Origin of the sequence: Streptomyces sp. NPDC050085 (assembly GCF_044460595.1) — a bacterium.
GTDB lineage: Bacteria > Actinomycetota > Actinomycetes > Streptomycetales > Streptomycetaceae > Streptomyces.
The window spans coordinates 207,986-224,002 of sequence record NZ_JBITJZ010000003.1; the positions used below are offsets into that span (position 1 = coordinate 207,986).

Here is a 16,017-nt window from a genome sequence, read left to right on the forward strand (position 1 = left end):
TCATTGTGGTCCAAGTGGACCACAACAGTCGGCAATCCCCCGTGCCGACATGGATGCATCGCCCGAGCTCTTCGCTTTGTTGACCGACTGGACCACTTCATGCTTCCATTGTGGTCCAGTTAGTCAATAAAGCCGCGTTAGTCGGCACCCCTGTGGAGGACTGATGGCTCAGAGCCGAACGAAGACGGAGACGGAGCGGAACAAGGCCGCCGTCCTCGAATTCCTGACGACCGCGTTCAACGCGAAGGACTTCACCGCGCTGGACCGGTACCTGCACCCCGACTACCTCCAGCACAGCCCGGTCATCCCGACGTCCAGGGCCGGGCTGCGCACGTTCATCGCGGACCTGCCCGACGCCGTCCGGTACGAGCCGGGAGCGGTCATCGCCGAGGGGGACCTGGTCATGATCCACGGCAGGTACTCCGGCAGCACCGAGAAGCCCCTCGTGGCGGTCGACATCTTCCGCTTCGAGGAGGGCCTGGTGGTGGAGCACTGGGACGTCCTGCAGGACGAAGTGCCCGCGAAGGACGCGGTGGCGGGCAACCACATGTTCACCAACCCGCAGGCCGGCCGGGCCTGAGGCACCGGACCGGCGAGGCGGGCGGTACGAGCCGCGCGGGCCATGACGGCGAGGGGCTCGACCGCACTTCCTGTTCCAGGGCTGAGGCCCGACCGACACCTGACGCAAACGAAGAGACAAAGGACAAGGACGATGACAACCGACACGCAGACCTCGCGGACCGTGGCCAAGAAGTTCGTGGAGCGCCTCGCAAAGCATGACGCCGACGGCATCCAGGAACTGTTCGCCGAGGAGATCGACTGGCATGTCCCCGGCAGTGGCGCGCTGCCCTGGACCGGGCGCCGTACCCGCCGGGAGGAGGTCGCGCCGTACTTCACCACGATGTGGTCGCACTTCGCGCACGACAAGAGCAAGGCCGTGCTGGAGCGCATCATCGTCGACGGCGGTGACGTGGCGCTGCTGGCGGTCTTCACACACACCGTCGCGGCCAATGGCAAGGAGTTCAGCACACCGACGGCCATGCACCTGACGGTCGAGGACGGCCGGATCGTTCGCCTGCACCAGTACGAGGACACGCTGACCGTCGCCGAGGCGTTCAACGCCGGCTGAACACAGAGCACTCAAGGGCCGCGCGGCCCGGATCCCGCGCGGCCGGACATGCACATCCCAAGGAGCAAGTAACGTGACCACCCCTGTCGTCTCCATCGCCTACCACTCCGGCTTCGGCCACACCGCCGTCCTCGCCGAGGCCGTCCGCGATGGGGTGACCACCGCCGGCGCCACCGCCCACCTGATCAACGTCGAGGAGATCTCCGAGGAGCAGTGGAACCTGCTCGACGCCTCGGACGCGATCGTCTTCGGCTCGCCCACCTACATGGGCACCGCCTCCGCCGTCTTCCACGCCTTCGCCGAGGCCAGCTCCAAGCGCTGGTCCAACCAGGTGTGGAAGGACAAGATCGCCGCAGGTTTCACCATCTCCGGGGGCAAGAGCGGCGACAAGCTCAACACCCTGCAGTACTTCACCGTGCTCGCCGGGCAGCACCACATGCAGTGGGTCGGCCTCGGCCTGATGCCCGGCTGGAACACCACCACGGCGTCCGAGAACGACCTCAACCGCCTCGGCTTCTTTCTCGGCGCCGCCGCCCAGAGCAACCAGGACCAGGGAGTCGAGGGCGTACACAAGGCCGACATCGCCACCGCCGCCGAGCTCGGCAAGCGCGTCGTCGAGGTCGCCCGCGTCTACGCCGCAGGCCGCACCGCCCTCGCAGCCTGAGCACCGCGGAACCCATCCCGTGGGTGGTCGCCGGAGGCGTACCGGCTCCAGGTTCCACCGGCCTCGGATGTGAGGCGTGTTGTGGGTGACGTGGTGGTAGCCGAGCGCGTCGGCGACCACGGGGGCGGGCATCTCCAGCACCTGCTGGCGGATGGCCGCAGCGCGGCTGGCGGTCGTCGGGACACCGAGGTCGTTGATCAGCCCGGAGAGAGCGAAGGCCCGGCGCCGAGACATCGATCCGCACCGAGTCACCGCCCTCCGTCACCCGCATCGGATGCGAGAAGACCGCATCAGGTGCGAGCCGATGAGCGATCTGCTGGTCCGTCAGTCGTATGAGGGACGGGGCCTGGCGATCACACACCGCGAGTCGCTACGGTCGCCACCGCGTTCTGAGCCCAACGACCCTGGCCACGAAGGGGAGAGCGGCTCCCCGCGACGACGAATCGCGAACCGCCGCGAGTTCGCATCCGATGCAATTGGCGGCAGTTGGAACATCGGTACAGCGGTTACCGGTGAGATTGATCTTGAAGTTGGAGGACCCCGGCGAGGTGTGTGCGCCGGGGTCCTACGTCTTCTGGTGGTCGGTCAGCAGCGGGGGCGCCAGCGGGTGAAGACCGGCCCTCGCATGACTGCGCGCGCCGGAGTCCGTGAGCCGACGGCTGATCTGCCGTATCGGGCGCCGTGGCGCGTCGCTGCTGCTGCTCGGCTCCCCCGTCGGCCTGTACGGGGCCGTGCAGCTCGCCGACCCGCTGCCAGACACCCGCGGCGTACGCCGATTACTGGCCCTGGCGCCCGATGGCCTTGTGGTCCTCGACGTGGATCGCGGCCGGGCTCATCGCCGTGGCGTGCGCGTTCCGCCGCGACAACGACTGGTCCGAGTTCGCCGCCCTCACCGCAGTCACCATGCCGTGGACCGTGTCTTTCCTGGCCAGCCGGATCCCCGAGCGCATCAGATTGACCGAGGCAAACGATCGGCCCCGGACCTCCTCCATGGCACCATCCATTCGGCGAATACCGACAGTGCCGCGATCTCGGCCAGCCGCAGACGCACGGCCCGGTGGACATCCTGCGCCGGACAGCTCACCCGCCCCTGCGACAACTCCCCGTACAGGCCCCCGGTCCCGGGTTCCACGGCCGACCCCGCCGCGTCGGTCTTCTGGGCGCCGGGCCTGCCGCCGCGCACGTCCACCGCGGCGACGGCACCGCCCTCGGGCGCCGGCACCACCGTGGTGCCGGTGAGCCATCCGTCGCCGGTACGCGTCGCGTGACCCACCCGCAGCCCTCGTCCGGACCGGGCCGGTCAGGCGACCGGCGCTCGCACCGCCGTCTCGCGCTCCCGGGCCGTCGCGCGCGCCGTCAACGTCTCGCCGGTCGCCACCGTCAGCGCGCAGACGAGACCGGCCGAGAGCACCGCCCACTCGCCCAGGAACATGCAGCAGATCACCAGCAGGGCCGCGGTCGGCAGTACCAGCTGCTGAGCGATGCCCACCCTGAAGTAACGCGAGTGCAGTGCCCAGACGGTGAGCAGATACAGCGCCGTCGGCACGGTCACGGCCGCCGACGCGGACAGCGTCGAGATATGCGCCTTGCCCACGGACTGCTCGACCGCCACCTCCAGACCCGCACCGATCGCGGCCGCCGAGGCGAAGACGACGTAATGGCCGTAACCCCACAGGAACGCCTGCCTGTTGGATCTCAGATGACCGTGGATCGGCACCGCGAAGTAGATCCACCAGGCGGCGAAGATGATCAGCAGCCCGCCCGCGGCGATCGGCAGCAGTTCGCCCAGCGCGTCCTCCTCGTCGATGCCCGTCTTCACGGCGACCGTGGCCGCCGCGATGGTCTCGCCGAGCACGATGATCGTGAACAGGCCGTACCGCTCGGCGATGTGGCGGGGGTGCCAGGACGTGGGCTGGACCTTCTCCGCGTACGCCGGCACGCACATCTCGAGAACCGCCATCACCACGAACACCACGACCAGGGTGTCCTTGGGCAGGACCACGAGGCCGATCCAGCCGATCTGGCACAGCACCACCCCGCCGGCGTACCGCAGGGCCATCCTGCGCTCCCTGCCCTGACTCGACCTGGCCACGCGCAACCATTGGGACACCGAGGCGAGCCGCATGATCACATAGCCCGCCACCCCCGCCCGGTACTCGTGGTCCTCGAACGCCCGGGAGACCGAGGCCGCGAGCACCAGCACACCGGCGATCTGGATCAGCGTGACGACCCGGAAGAGCACGTCGTCGTTGTCGTAGGCCGAGGCGAACCACGTGAAGTTCATCCACGCCCACCAGATGGCGAAGAACACCAGCGCGTAGTTGAGGATGCCCTCGCCCGCATGGCCCTCTGCGATCGCGTGCACCAACTCGATGCCCGCCTGGGCGACGGCCACGACGAAGCACAGGTCGAAGAAGAGCTCCAGCTGAGTGGCGGATCGGTGTACCTCACCGCGGTCACGGGCGGTGAGCCTGCGCAGCGGGCTGCGGTGCGCGGGCGATCGGGGGGAGTCCGGCGCGGGGGTGGAACGTGGCGTCATAAAGTCAAGCACAGCAGATGAGGCGCTTGATTTCTTGCCCAGCGTGGTCTTGTTGGTGGAGTTCTGGCAACGCTTGAGGGCCGCGCAGCGACGCCATCATGAGGCGGTCGCTTGGCCTTGATCAACGGAACCGTGGTTGGCGCTGAGATTGATCTTGAGCGATGGCGCCCTTCGGTACACCACCCGGCTCCGATCGCGGGCTCAATGGGGCGGGCACGGTGTCGCTGGTCGGGCGCCTGTCCATGGGCGAGTGGGGCTGCCGCATGGACAGGCGTGACCGTGTGCCTCAAGCCGCTTCGAGGAAGGGGTAGTCGGTGTACCCCTCGGCGCCCGGCCCGTAGAACAGTTCCGGCCGCGGCTCGTTCTCCGGGTGGTCACCCTGCCAGCGCTCGACGAGGTCAGGGTTGGCGATGAGGGCCCGGCCCACGGCCACGGCGTCGGCGTGGTCGGCCTCGATCTGCTGGAGCGCCTGCTCGCGGGTGGTCTGCCCCCCGAAGGGGCCGCTGTTGACGATCAGCTTGCCGGCGAAGCGCCGCCGCAGCTCCTGTACCAGGTCGCCTCCCGGCTCGGCGTGCAGTACGGAGAGGTAGGCCAGGCCCAGCGGGCGCAGCTGGTCGAGCAGGGTGCCGTAGGTGGCCAGGACGTCGTCCCGGTCGGTCTCGAAGACGTCCCCGAGGTCGACCTCGGGCGAGATCCGCAGCCCGACCCGCTCGGCACCGACGGCCTGGGCGACCGCCGTGACGACCTCGACGACGAAGCGGGCGCGGTTCTGCGGCGAGCCGCCGTATTCATCGGTGCGCTGGTTGGCCGCCGGGGAGAGGAACTCCTGGAGCAGGTAGCCGTTGGCGCCGTGGATTTCCACGCCGTCCGCTCCCGCGTCGATGGCCCGGCGGGCCGCGGTGACGAAGTCTTCCAGGGCTGCCCGGATTTCCGCGGTGGTCATGGCTTCCGGTACGGGGTAGGGCTGCTCGCCCTTCTCGGTGAACGTCTTGTTGTCGATGGCGATCGCGCTGGGGGCGAGGATGCGGCGGCCGCCGTTGATGTCGGGGTGGGTGCCGCGGCCGGCGTGCATGATCTGCAGGACGATGCGGCCGCCCTCGGCGTGCACCGCCTCGAACACCCGCTGCCAGCCGGCCGCCTGCTCGTCGGTGGCGATGCCCGGCTCGCCGACGTACCCCTGCGACGCGTGGTCGGGGTAGGCGCCCTCGGTGATGATCATTCCGACGCTCGCCCGCTGCCGGTAGTACTCGACCATGAGGTCCCCGGGGATGCCGGAGGAACCGGCCCGGACCCGGGTCAGCGGTGCCATGACGATGCGGTTGGCGAGCTCGATCTTCCCGAGAGAGACGGGGGAGAAAAGTGACGGGACGGGCGAAACTTCTGAAGTATTGACAGACATGGCTTTCTTTCTGGAATAGAGGGAAAAGGGGTAAATGCCTGGGGTGCAGGGGGCCACGCTTGCCCGCCGAGGCGCGGATGCGGTCCTCGCGCAGGCGCGAGCCCGCTGACGGCAACGCGATTCCAGGACCGCGATCGGAGTGTGGGTGGTGTTGGCGGCGGACGCGGTGAGAGCCGCATGCCGTCGGCGTCCGTGTCGACGCGGTCAGGCGCCAACTACCCGCCGGAGCAGAGGCGTCCGCCCCTTGCGCCCGTACAGCAGCCAGCCAGGTGACGAAGTCGTGGGTGCCGCCGCCCGAATCGGTACGGACAGGTGTCTGCAGGCCGCGCCGCGACCGACTCCCTCGACGCGCCCCCGCGAAGAGGACCGATACACGGCTTCACCTGGAACGCGCTTCCGGCGGTGGCGGGCAACAGCGATCTCAGCGCTCCTCATTCTCACTGACCTGAGGCACTTCGGCCGGCCGATCGCCCATCGGACAGCCTGCTCCACGCAGGCGCGGGCCTAGCTGAGCGGCACGTCCGCGACGGCCTTGAGGTGGCTGAACGTCTCGAGGGAGTAGCGGCCGTGGTATCGGCCCATGCCGCTTTCGCCGACACCGCCGAAGGGCAGGCCGGTCATGAGCAGTTGCATCACCGGCCGGCCCCAGGCGACGCCGCCGGAGGACGTCTCGTTCACCAGGCGCGCCTTGACGGCCTCGGACTCGGTGAAGGCGTAGAGCGCGAGGGGCTTGTCGCGTGCGTTGATGAAGGCGATGGCGGCATCGAGGTCCTCGACTTCGACGACGGCGAGGATCGGACCGAAGATCTCCTCCTGCATGACCGGCGACGCGGGGTCGACATCGGTGAGCACCGTCGGTGCGATGAACAGGTCGTCACGGTCGTGCTGGCCTCCCACCGCCGCCCGGCCGGAATCCAGCAGAGCGGCGAGCCGGTCGAAGTGCCGCTCGTTGATGACCCGGCCGAAATCGGCCGAGGTCTGCGGGCTGGTGCCGAACCGGGCCTCGACCGCCGTGCGCAGGGCGGGGACCAGCGCGGCAGCGGTGGCAGGATCGGCCAGAACATAGTCCGGGGCTACGCACTGCTGCCCCGCGTTGCCGAACTTGGCGCCGACCAACCGCTTCGCGGTCTCCTCCACGTCGGCGTCAGGTGCCACGAAGACCGGCGACTTGCCCCCGAGTTCGAGCGTGACGGGGGTGAGGTTCTGGGCGGCCGCGGCCATGACGATCCGGCCGACGGTGCCATTGCCGGTGTAGAAGATGTGGTCGAAGCGCTGTGCCAGGAGGGCCGTGGTCTCCTCGGCGCCTCCCTCGACCACAGTGAGCACGTCGTCGTCGAAGTACTGGCGCAGGAGGCGTGAGGCGACCGCCGAGGTGTGCACCGACATCTCGCTCGGCTTGGCCACCACGGTGTTCCCGGCGGCCAGGGCGCCGATGATGGGGTCGATGAGAAGGTGCAGCGGGAAGTTCCACGGAGCGATCACCAGGACGACCCCGAGCGGGTCGTACGTGGTGTAGGCGGTGGTCGTGGGACCGAAGTGGGCGGGAACCTCCACCGGGCGGGGCTGAAGCCAGCTCTCCAGATTCGCCAGCGTCTCGTCGATGTCGGCGACGGTGAAGTCGATCTCCTCCATCTTTGCCTCGGCGGGGTTCTTCCTCAGGTCCGCCCAGAGCGCCTCGATCAGTTCCTGCTCGTTCTCGACCAGCAGGGCCCGCAGCCGCTGCAGCTGGTTGACGCGCCAGTCCAGTGGGCGGGTGACGCCGGTGTTGAAGGTGGCACGAAGGCGGCCGACCGCCTCCGCGGCCGTTTCGGTCTGGTGGGTCCTGGACTCGGTCCCCTGTGTTGCGGTCATGGGGTTGTGCTCCGTTCTTGAGGCACGCCGCGCCGTCAAAGACATTGGGGGCATGCCGTGGTGCCGGTGATGGACAAACCGGTGGATGACGGACGAAGGATCAATCCGTGCCTTCACTGTAACCCATGTACGCGCCAACGCGAACATGCGGCAGGGGGTTACCCTTTCCCCATGGCCAGTCGCACCTCGTCGCCCCTCGTCCACCCCGACACGGACGACCTCGACCTCTTCAAAATCATGAGCGCGCTGACCGACGAGACCCGGCTCACCATCGTCGTCACCCTCTCCGTCTCCCCCGGCCTGGCCTGCAGCGGCTTCACCCTGGACGTCACCGCGTCCGTACTCACCCGCCACTTCCGCGTCCTGCGCGAGGCCGGTCTCATCCGGCAGCACGACGTCGGCACCCGCCGTTTCAACACGCTGCGCAAGGAAGATCTGGACCAGCGCTTCCCCGGACTGCTCGACCTCGTCCTCAAGGAGAGCGTCGGCCGCGTGGAGCCCTACGTGAACGCCGAGAGCGCCTGACGCTCAGGCATCGCTCGGCGGCCGCGACGAACCGGACCCACCGCAGCCAGGCGTCCAGCTTGCGGCCGGCTTCGATCACGTCGAACAACACCTCGTGCGCCGAGCGGCAGTAACCGGTGCCCCAGCAAGGCGATACGCCACCGGCCCCGACGTACCCGCTTACAGGGAGGCGGCGTACTGCGCCGAACCCGGTTCCCCGTCGGCGGATGCACTACGACTGCCGGCCAGCTGGGGCACCGACGTGACAAGGGCGGGAGCCGGGATGCCGCCGGCCCGCACAGCTTGATGAACAGTTGATCATCGGTAGTTGGCTGCGCGCCACGCCCAGCGTCCCTTCGCACGCCAGACGCCTCCGGGGGCGGTGTCGGATTCAGGACGGCGCGGGCGTGCTGCGGCAGGCAGTGAAAGAACGGCGGCGCCGCTGCGCAGGGCGTCGTTTTCGAGGGCCGGCCGACTGATGGCCTCCTCGTACAGGTTCCGGCGGGCCGACCTCTCCCCGCACACCTGCCGCGTCGACATCAGATACCGCTCCAGGTGACGCACCCGCAGCTCCGCCACCCGTCGCGGCGGTTCCTTGAGCCCGTTGACCGTGGACACCTCCCGGTCCCAGCTCGTGTCCTACAGACAAGGTCCACGCTCGTCGCGACGACGCCACCACGCGTACGCCGCCCGGTCATCCATGGACGCGTCTCGCCAGTCACGCCGGCCTCGCGCGAACCACAGAAGGTCGAAGTGCGTGCGCGGATCCCGGGCCAACTGGCTGACTACGGCTTTGGCCAGCCGCCCAACGCGAGGTTCGCGACGTGCAGCAGCTCAGGGCGGGAACTACCACTCGCGGCCTGGACGGCGATCCCATTGGCGACTGTTCTCAGGTAGACCGCAAGCAGATGAGGATCTGTGGAAGGCGGAAGGTCACCGGCGTCCACCGCCTGTTGAAACCGGCGCGTCAAGTGGGCTATCCCCTCCTCGCGCCATGCTATGAGTGCGTCTCGGGCCGGGCGACTGTCATCCCCGGTGGCCAACGCACCCAGCACGCCAAGACAGCCCGCGGGCAACCCCGGCAGGGTCGCCGCCTCGACCGTCCCGTGAAGCACGGCGGTGGCCACTGCTCGACTTGTGGGCTCTGTCAGAGCTTGAGCGAAGTAGGCGGTCAGGCCCTCGGTGTATCGCTCCAGCGCCTTGTAGAAGAGGTCTTCTTTGCTGCCGAACGCCCTGTACAGGCTGGGGCGGCTGATACCCATCGCCTCGGTGAGGTCGTCGAGGCTGGCGCCCTCGAAACCCTTTGACCAGAACACCAGGACGGCACGATCAAGTGCCTCGTCGATGTCGAACGCGCGAGGCCTGCCAGGAGGGGCTGGTGTCGTCGAGGTCATTTCTTCATCCTACTCCTTCGGTACCGATCGGTACGGATGTGCTAACGTGTTTCGTACCAATCGGTACGTAATAGCGAAGGGTGACATCATGTCGCAGACCGTGCTCATCACTGGCGGAACCTCAGGCATCGGCTTGAGCCTCGCCCAATCCTTCGTGGAGCGCGGGGCGTCCGTCGTCGTCTGCGGGCGTTCGCAGGCAGCGCTGGACCGATTCGCGCAGGCCCACCCGCAGGCGCTGGCCGTGCGGGCCGATGTGACGGACGCGGCCGACCGGGCAGCGCTGTTGCAAGCAGTCGCTGATCGCTTCGGGCGTCTGGACGTACTGGTCAACAACGCCGGCACGTTCGAGGAACGCGACTACGCCGCCGGCAAGAACCCCAATGCGACCCTCGATGCCGAGGTGGCGTTGAACCTCACCGCCCCCATCCACTTGACGGGTGAAGTGCTCGAGCGATGGCCAGAGCCCGACGCGATCGTGTTCATCACCTCGGGGTTCGCTCTGGTCTCGCCCACTCGCGCGCCTACCCACGGCGCGGTGAAGGCCGGCCTGCACGGCTTCGCGGATGGCTTGCGCCGTCAACTCGCCCCGAAGGGCACCCATGTCCTCGAGGTCCTCCCACCGTCCACGGACACACCCATGAACGCCGCAGCCACGGGGAAGAAACTGACTCCCGAGCAGGTGACGGCGGTCACGATGAAAGCCCTTCGACGCAGGCGGAACATGGCATTCCCCGGTCAGACGAAAGTCATGCCCGCCATGCTGCGCATCGCGCCGGGCACACTACGACGCGTCGTCGCCGGGCTCTGAACCCCGCAGAAAACCCTCCCTCAGCAACACCTCACCGAGTGGGCCGAATGGACTCCCGTCTCCCGCGAAGCCGAAGGCAAGCAGCCATCTCAGCCTAGGGCCGATGCCGCGACTCTGTTGGTGATCTTGCCGGGGTCAGCTGGGGGCGGTGCAGAGGGCGCGGAAGTGGCTTGGTGCCCGCCGGGGACGGGTCGGTTCGGCGATCCAGTCGGCGATGCGGGTGACGCTGCAGGCCAGTGCGGTCAGGACGTGCCCGATGTGCGTTTTCGGCAGATCGCGGTAGCGGGTTCGGCGCAGGCCGCAGGCGCGGACCCGTAATCTGAGCCCGCGCGGAGTGGCGGCCGTGGTCGTCGAATACCCCGTGGCGCCAAGCGGCTCCGCCAGACTGCGCCTACAGGTCATGCCGTCCCAGACACCCGAACAAGCCGGGCAGGCCGCCGCCGCGATCGCCGCCGCGGTGTCCGAGGCCGCCCCGACTCAGGCTGAAGCGTCCCAGCATGAGCGGCCTGCCGGCGTTCGACGCCGTCGTTGCGGACCAGGTCGAATTCCTGACCCGCCACCTCCTGAACAACTGACCGGCCCGTTCCGGATTGAAAGGATTCTCCATGTCCAAATTCCCCCTCCACCTGGTTCCTTCCCGCAGAGCGCTGACGACCGGGCGCTTCATCGTCGCGGCCACCCACTTGTTCACCCCGCGGCTGGCCGCGCGGGTTTTCCAGCTCACGGCCAGCGGTACCCCCGCGATCCCTTACGCGCGGATGTTCGCGATCCGCAACGCCGCTCTCGGGCTTGGACTGCAACGGATGGACAGTTTCACCCGGCCCCAGCAGCAGCAGTTTCTTGCGGTGAACATCGTCATGGACTCGGTCGATGCCGCCGCTTTCCTGGCTGCGGGCCTGCGGGGCGACGTCAGCCGTAAGTCGACCATGCTGTCCGCCGCCGTGGCTCTTTCTGCGGTGGTAGCCGGTACCACGGCCCTCATCGAGCACAAGCAAGCGGCCGCCCAAGAAACGGAGCCAACAGCGACGGCGCCATCGGACAGCGACTGGAAGTGACCGCACCGGCGTGGCCCCGCAGCTGATCCACCGCAGTGCCTCCATTGGCTGGAGGCCGCCGAGGACGGGTTGGCGGTCTCTGTCGAGTTCAGCATCGGGCGGATGAGGTTCTGGCGAAGACGTGGACGACGGTGTCCGGTGCCGTCGACGGTGAGAGCGGCCGGCTTCCCCCGACGGGGCCGGCCGGGTCACCGGCTGCTCGCACTGGTGGGGGAAGCCCTTCCCAGTTGAGGTTGAGCGCCAGCCCTGGGAGCCATCTGGGAGCCGACCCGCTCCCCGGGCTCCCGCTCAGGTCCTCATGTCATTCCCCGCCCCAGACGCGCTCCAGGTCCACCAGTTCCACATCCCGGCGGCCACTCGCCGCCTCGGTCAGGTTCACGTCGAAGCCGGAGCGGCCGAAGAGAAGGAGCTTCGCGTCGGCGGCGTGGACGCCGCGGGCCGTCAGCAACTTGCGGATGTGGTCGAGGCGTTCGAGGTCGGACAGAGTACGGGCGCGGTCGGACGACTTGGCCTCGCCGATCGCCCGGACGACTGGGGCACCGGCCTGCCGGCGCTCTCCCACGCCCAGGGCGACGACGTCGAGTTCGTGTTGCGCACGGCCCGCGCTGTCGTTCACCACAGTGCTGCCGATCTCGCCGGTCGGGCCGCCCTTCGTGCGCTCCGAGGCGTACCGGGCCGTCCATTCGCGGGCCAGCTGCTCGAAGGACGGGCCCAGGATCTGCGCGCTGACCGTCTGCGCGGCGGCCTTCCAGGCCGGAGCGGCCTTGCGCTCCTCGAAGGCTGCCAGACGTGGGACGGTGACGAGCTGATGCAGACGTACCACCGGATCGGCGAGGCGCAGTACGGGGCGGCGCTGGAGCAGCAAGTCCTCGTCCTTGACCAGGAAGCCCGAGGTGATCAGGACATCGAGCGGGTGGTGCAGGCTGCGCTGGTCGCGGCCGATCGCGGCAGCAACCTTGGAGGGGGTGGTCGCACCGGCAGCGACCGCGCCGAGGACCGACAGGTAGAGCGCCCGGTCCTGAATCCGGGGGTCCTCCCGCAGCAGGTATCCGGCTTCGCCGAAGAGTGCATGGCTGGGGTTGAAGACGGTGTCGAGCAGTAGCTCGTCGAGGTCGGAACGGGTCTGGGGAGAGGCGCCGCCGAGCAGGTCGCGGTAGCCGGGGGTGCCACCGAAGAAGGCGTACGCACGGAAGGCGGTTTCGGTGTTCTCGATCCCGTAGTACGAGGCCGAGGTGCGGTAGTCGAAGGGCTTGAGGAGCAGGTCGAGTTCAGCGCGGCCGCGCAGGGCCCTGGCTCCGGAGAGCAGGTCCGACATCACCGCGAGCGCGGATCCACAGAGGATCACCCGGCCGCGTACGGCCTCCGGGTCGTCACGGCTCTCGTCGACCAGCGCCTGGAGAGCGGAGGGAATCTGGGCGCCGAGCGGGTGCGCGAGAAGGTAGGGGAGCTCATCGATCACCAGGAGCGGCGCGGCTGCCTGGTCGCCCGCGCCGGGGAGCGGCCGCAGCGCGGTGCGGAGTCCCTCGTCCCAGTCCCGGAAGCGCAGCTGACCCGAGGCGAGGCCGCGCCCCGCCGCGACCGCATCGGCGAACCGCTGGAGTGCTGGAAGCGGCTCTTCCTCCTGGGCCATGTGGTACTGCCCGCCGTGCGCCCTGCACAGGCGGCGCAGCAGGAAGCTCTTCCCGGTGCGGCGACGGCCGTAGAGGATCCCGATCCGCAGACCGGGCGCAGGCGAGGCGACGAAGCGCTCCAGGTCGGCCCACTCGGTGATCCGGTCGAAGAGGTCGGCGGGTCGTGTCATGTGTCCACGACAGCAGGATAATCTAGACTAAGTCAAGTTAGACTAACTCAATCCAGTAACAGGTCGTTCGTGTGGCCGAATGGGGCGACGACGCCCACGGCGTACGGCGGCGGTCTCGGGCAGCCGCGCGTCGGAGGCTTCGAGCAGCTCTCACGCACGGTCGATGGGGGCGTTGAGGAGCCGAAAGTACAGATACGGCACGTGAGTCGCGCCATCCAGTACGCGCCGGCTCCCCCGTACCTCGCCGACGAGCCGATCTAGTCCGGGCAGCCCCGGAGAGAGCGACCCAGCGGGTCACGATCTTCGCCGAACCTCATTCGGGACGAAGAGGTCGTGGGTTCAAATCCCGCCACCCCGACAGCTAAGCACCAGGTCAGAGGCCCGGTACCGGATTCGGTACCGGGCCTCTGGCTTTGTGCGTGACTAACTGAGTGACTACCGCATCGGAGGCGGTGCGCTCCATCGCTACCTGGATATCGCGACCTGGATGGAGGCCCGGAGGTCTCCTTGAACGGCTGGGAGCAGTAGCGCCCCACGGACTGCCCGCTCAACTCGGCCCGGCCCGGCCAGTAACCGGCCCTCCGACAACGCAACTTCCCTGTCGAGCGCAGCGTGTTGAACCCCTGCGGGAAGGGCTGCCTGGCTTCGACCCATTCGGTGTCCAGCTCGCTGACGACCAGTTGCACCATGCCCATCGCCCGCGTAACGAGGTGGGCCGTGCCCTTCTCAGCGGTGGCGCGGGCGAGGCAGCAAGGCGAACGCGCTCTCCGCGATCGAGGTCAGGCGGGCGGGGCTGTGACCGGACGCGCCTACGACATCGATCCCGCGGACGATGGTCAGCAAAAGGTACGCAAGGTCGTCGGGATCCGCGTCGAGGTCGATGTCGCCGCTGCGCTGGGCCGCTCGCACACACTCGGCCACCGCCGTCGCGACCACGGAGAAGCAGTCGTTGGCCAGGCGTTCCACCTCGGAGTCGGAGGCGCCGATCTCCAGGGCCATCTTGGCGGCGAAGCAGGCCGCCGCCGACCGGTCAGGGGCGGGGGGTACGTCGTCGGCGAGCGGCACCCCTTCGACGGCGCGGAGCAAGAACCCGCGCAGTCGTTCCAGGGCGCCCTCGTCCGGTCCGGCGAGCGCCTGCGGCGCGAACTGCCCCAGCCTGGCGGAATACCCGGCCATCGCCTGCAGCAGCACGCCGTGCTTGCCCTCGAACGCGGCATAGAGGCTGCCGCGGCCCAGGCCGGTGGCGGCGCTGATGTCGTCGACGCTTGTGCCGTTGTAGCCCGAGGTGCGGAACTGCCGCTCGGCGGCATGGAGGACGTGGTCGCGGTCGAAGCTTCGTGGTCTCGCCATACATAAAAGGTACGGCCGACCCACCATTCTTGACAACCTAGTACAGAACCGTCTAGGTTTCTGACTGTTCAGTACATAACTGTCCTGAGCTCACCGGACAGGCTTGGTCCGGGCTTGCAGGACCGGTGCAGACCGTGTCGGCCTCAGTGCGGGGGCCCCGCACAGCGCACGACAAAGTCATGCCCACGACCGAAGGAACCACCATGCAAAAAGCTCACCCAGTGGCCCTCGTGACGGGCGCCTCCTCCGGGATCGGGCGTGCAGCAGCGCTCGCCCTCGTGAGGGCCGGCTTCGCGGTGGTCGGCACGAGCCGCAACGCGGCGAACGCCGAGCCGCTCGCCGGGGTGACGTTCCTCGATCTCGACGTGGCCGGCGACGAGTCGGTCCGCTCCCTGGTCGAGGAGGTGATCGAGCGGTTCGGCCGGATCGACGTCCTGGTCAACAACGCAGGCGTGGGCGCGGTCGGCGCCGGCGAGGAGAGCTCGATCAACCAGGCCAAGGAGGTCTTCGACGTCAATGTCTTCGGTCTGATGCGGATGACGAACGCAGTGCTGCCCCACATGCGCGCCCAGGGCGGTGGCCGCGTGGTCAACGTCTCCTCGATACTGGGTCTGATCCCAGCCCCCTTCATGGCCGTCTATGCCGCCACCAAGCATGCGGTCGAGGGCTACGTCGAGTCCGTCGACCACGAGCTTCGCGAGCACGGCGTCCGGATGCTGCTGGTCGAGCCGGCCTACACGAGCACGAGTTTCGAGGCGAGCAGCATGGCGCCCGACTCACCCCTGCCGGTCTACGCCGCACAGCGGGAGGCCTCCCGAGACGTGCTGGCCACGGCCGTGCGCAACGCCGACCACCCGGACGTTGTCGCGAAGGCGATCGTCGCGGCCGCCACCGATCCCAAGCCCAAGCTCCGGTACGCCGCGGGCTCGATGGCCACCCGCGTCAGCATCCTGCGCCGGATCGTGCCCTCGCGCGCCTTCGACAGGCAAATCCGCAAGCTCAACCGGCTGGCCGCCTGACCTCGCGGCACACCCGGCACCTGCATCAAACCGGCCCCTGCCTGGTCCACGCCGAGTGGGTGGTGTACGCGAACGCCGCCTTCACAGTCCCCACCCTGATCGGCGCATCACTGCTGGCCGAGCCCGTGATCACCAGCAAGCCTGGATGCGACATTCCGGACATCGCCGTGGCGAGCGAGAGTCGACCTGCCGTATTTGACAACTCAGTACAGAACCATCTAGGTTTCTGACTATTCAGTACACAACTGTCCTGAGCTCACCGGACAGGCCGCGTGCACACCTGGCGCGATGAAGAGCAACCCATGCGGTCGAACTCCTCCACGCCCCGACGCTGCGACGCCTTCCAGGCCGGCAAGGCCCGGTCCGAATGCCCGACGCAGGGCGCTTCCTGCACCTCGAACAGCCCCAGACGGTCGCCGACCACATCCCCGGCTTCCTTCCTGAACAGCTGCCCCCCTCCAACACCCAGAACTCGAAGGGTTGACCGAACCATGACTGACAAGG

At 68.4% G+C, this 16,017-nt stretch carries 15 protein-coding genes; 7 read left to right on the top strand and 8 right to left on the bottom strand.

Going from position 1 to position 16,017, the window contains the following annotated elements:
- Positions 1 to 163: 163 nt before the first annotated feature.
- From ACIBUY_RS13375 to ACIBUY_RS13385, 3 genes are all read left to right on the top strand, one after another.
- The gene (locus ACIBUY_RS13375; RefSeq protein WP_399152600.1) at positions 164 to 580 is read left to right on the top strand and encodes a nuclear transport factor 2 family protein; all 417 of its coding nucleotides are present in this window, start codon (positions 164 to 166) and stop codon (positions 578 to 580) included.
- A gap of 132 nt (positions 581 to 712) precedes the next feature.
- On the top strand, positions 713 to 1,129 hold the full coding sequence (locus ACIBUY_RS13380) for a nuclear transport factor 2 family protein (protein ID WP_399152601.1): 417 nt from the start codon (positions 713 to 715) through the stop codon (positions 1,127 to 1,129).
- Positions 1,130 to 1,202: 73 nt separating this feature from the next.
- Positions 1,203 to 1,793: a flavodoxin family protein gene (locus ACIBUY_RS13385; protein WP_399152602.1), complete on the top strand. Its 591-nt coding sequence runs from the start codon at positions 1,203 to 1,205 to the stop codon at positions 1,791 to 1,793.
- A 776-nt stretch (positions 1,794 to 2,569) separates the two neighbouring features.
- Here the strand turns inward: ACIBUY_RS13385 and ACIBUY_RS13390 are convergent.
- From ACIBUY_RS13390 to ACIBUY_RS13405, 4 genes are all read right to left on the bottom strand, one after another.
- Positions 2,570 to 2,698 (bottom strand): hypothetical protein, encoded by a 129-nt coding sequence (locus ACIBUY_RS13390; protein WP_399152603.1) that lies wholly within the window; start codon positions 2,696 to 2,698, stop codon positions 2,570 to 2,572.
- A 395-nt stretch (positions 2,699 to 3,093) separates the two neighbouring features.
- Positions 3,094 to 4,332: a low temperature requirement protein A gene (locus ACIBUY_RS13395; protein ID WP_399152604.1), complete on the bottom strand. Its 1,239-nt coding sequence runs from the start codon at positions 4,330 to 4,332 to the stop codon at positions 3,094 to 3,096.
- A gap of 286 nt (positions 4,333 to 4,618) precedes the next feature.
- Positions 4,619 to 5,731, bottom strand: coding sequence for an alkene reductase (locus tag ACIBUY_RS13400; protein ID WP_399152605.1), 1,113 nt, complete (start codon positions 5,729 to 5,731; stop codon positions 4,619 to 4,621).
- 504 nt (positions 5,732 to 6,235) lie between these two features.
- Complete coding sequence (locus ACIBUY_RS13405; RefSeq protein ID WP_399152606.1) at positions 6,236 to 7,582, bottom strand: aldehyde dehydrogenase family protein; 1,347 nt, start codon at positions 7,580 to 7,582, stop codon at positions 6,236 to 6,238.
- A 171-nt stretch (positions 7,583 to 7,753) separates the two neighbouring features.
- Here ACIBUY_RS13405 and ACIBUY_RS13410 point away from each other — a divergent pair, with 171 nt between their 5' ends.
- Positions 7,754 to 8,107 carry an ArsR/SmtB family transcription factor gene (locus ACIBUY_RS13410; RefSeq protein ID WP_399152607.1) on the top strand — a complete coding sequence of 118 codons (354 nt, stop codon included), beginning with the start codon at positions 7,754 to 7,756 and terminating at the stop codon, positions 8,105 to 8,107.
- 297 nt (positions 8,108 to 8,404) lie between these two features.
- Here ACIBUY_RS13410 and ACIBUY_RS13415 read toward each other — a convergent pair whose 3' ends face one another.
- Together ACIBUY_RS13415 and ACIBUY_RS13420 are read right to left on the bottom strand one after the other, a co-directional pair.
- Positions 8,405 to 8,704, bottom strand: a complete 300-nt coding sequence (locus ACIBUY_RS13415; RefSeq protein ID WP_399152608.1) for a hypothetical protein — start codon at positions 8,702 to 8,704, stop codon at positions 8,405 to 8,407.
- 167 nt (positions 8,705 to 8,871) lie between these two features.
- Entirely contained in the window at positions 8,872 to 9,480 is a 609-nt protein-coding gene (locus ACIBUY_RS13420; RefSeq protein WP_399152609.1) for a TetR/AcrR family transcriptional regulator, read from the bottom strand.
- Between the two features lie 88 nt (positions 9,481 to 9,568).
- Here ACIBUY_RS13420 and ACIBUY_RS13425 point away from each other — a divergent pair, with 88 nt between their 5' ends.
- Complete coding sequence (locus tag ACIBUY_RS13425) at positions 9,569 to 10,288, top strand: SDR family NAD(P)-dependent oxidoreductase (RefSeq protein ID WP_399152610.1); 720 nt, start codon at positions 9,569 to 9,571, stop codon at positions 10,286 to 10,288.
- 605 nt (positions 10,289 to 10,893) lie between these two features.
- Complete coding sequence (locus ACIBUY_RS13430; RefSeq protein WP_399152611.1) at positions 10,894 to 11,343, top strand: hypothetical protein; 450 nt, start codon at positions 10,894 to 10,896, stop codon at positions 11,341 to 11,343.
- 301 nt (positions 11,344 to 11,644) lie between these two features.
- On the opposite strand, the gene ACIBUY_RS13435 is transcribed toward ACIBUY_RS13430, so the two are convergent.
- Both ACIBUY_RS13435 and ACIBUY_RS13440 read right to left on the bottom strand, forming a co-directional pair.
- The gene (locus ACIBUY_RS13435) at positions 11,645 to 13,144 is read right to left on the bottom strand and encodes an ATP-binding protein (RefSeq protein WP_399152612.1); all 1,500 of its coding nucleotides are present in this window, start codon (positions 13,142 to 13,144) and stop codon (positions 11,645 to 11,647) included.
- Between the two features lie 726 nt (positions 13,145 to 13,870).
- Positions 13,871 to 14,494, bottom strand: coding sequence for a TetR/AcrR family transcriptional regulator (locus ACIBUY_RS13440; protein WP_399152613.1), 624 nt, complete (start codon positions 14,492 to 14,494; stop codon positions 13,871 to 13,873).
- A 203-nt stretch (positions 14,495 to 14,697) separates the two neighbouring features.
- Here ACIBUY_RS13440 and ACIBUY_RS13445 point away from each other — a divergent pair, with 203 nt between their 5' ends.
- Positions 14,698 to 15,513 (top strand): oxidoreductase, encoded by an 816-nt coding sequence (locus tag ACIBUY_RS13445; protein ID WP_399152871.1) that lies wholly within the window; start codon positions 14,698 to 14,700, stop codon positions 15,511 to 15,513.
- The last annotated feature ends 504 nt before the right edge of the window (positions 15,514 to 16,017 follow it).

Bases quoted from the DNA above. Each gene is read 5' to 3' on its own strand.
- ACIBUY_RS13375 (WP_399152600.1), top strand. From the start codon at position 164: ATGGCTCAGAGCCGAACGAAGACGGAGACGGAGCGGAACAAGGCCGCC.
- ACIBUY_RS13380 (WP_399152601.1), top strand. From the start codon at position 713: ATGACAACCGACACGCAGACCTCGCGGACCGTGGCCAAGAAGTTCGTG.
- ACIBUY_RS13390 (WP_399152603.1), bottom strand. From the start codon at position 2,698: ATGGTGACTGCGGTGAGGGCGGCGAACTCGGACCAGTCGTTGTCGCGG.
- ACIBUY_RS13395 (WP_399152604.1), bottom strand. From the start codon at position 4,332: ATGACGCCACGTTCCACCCCCGCGCCGGACTCCCCCCGATCGCCCGCG.
- ACIBUY_RS13400 (WP_399152605.1), bottom strand. From the start codon at position 5,731: ATGTCTGTCAATACTTCAGAAGTTTCGCCCGTCCCGTCACTTTTCTCC.
- ACIBUY_RS13405 (WP_399152606.1), bottom strand. From the start codon at position 7,582: ATGACCGCAACACAGGGGACCGAGTCCAGGACCCACCAGACCGAAACG.
- ACIBUY_RS13410 (WP_399152607.1), top strand. From the start codon at position 7,754: ATGGCCAGTCGCACCTCGTCGCCCCTCGTCCACCCCGACACGGACGAC.
- ACIBUY_RS13420 (WP_399152609.1), bottom strand. From the start codon at position 9,480: ATGACCTCGACGACACCAGCCCCTCCTGGCAGGCCTCGCGCGTTCGAC.
- ACIBUY_RS13425 (WP_399152610.1), top strand. From the start codon at position 9,569: ATGTCGCAGACCGTGCTCATCACTGGCGGAACCTCAGGCATCGGCTTG.
- ACIBUY_RS13430 (WP_399152611.1), top strand. From the start codon at position 10,894: ATGTCCAAATTCCCCCTCCACCTGGTTCCTTCCCGCAGAGCGCTGACG.
- ACIBUY_RS13435 (WP_399152612.1), bottom strand. From the start codon at position 13,144: ATGACACGACCCGCCGACCTCTTCGACCGGATCACCGAGTGGGCCGAC.
- ACIBUY_RS13440 (WP_399152613.1), bottom strand. From the start codon at position 14,494: ATGGCGAGACCACGAAGCTTCGACCGCGACCACGTCCTCCATGCCGCC.
- ACIBUY_RS13445 (WP_399152871.1), top strand. From the start codon at position 14,698: ATGCAAAAAGCTCACCCAGTGGCCCTCGTGACGGGCGCCTCCTCCGGG.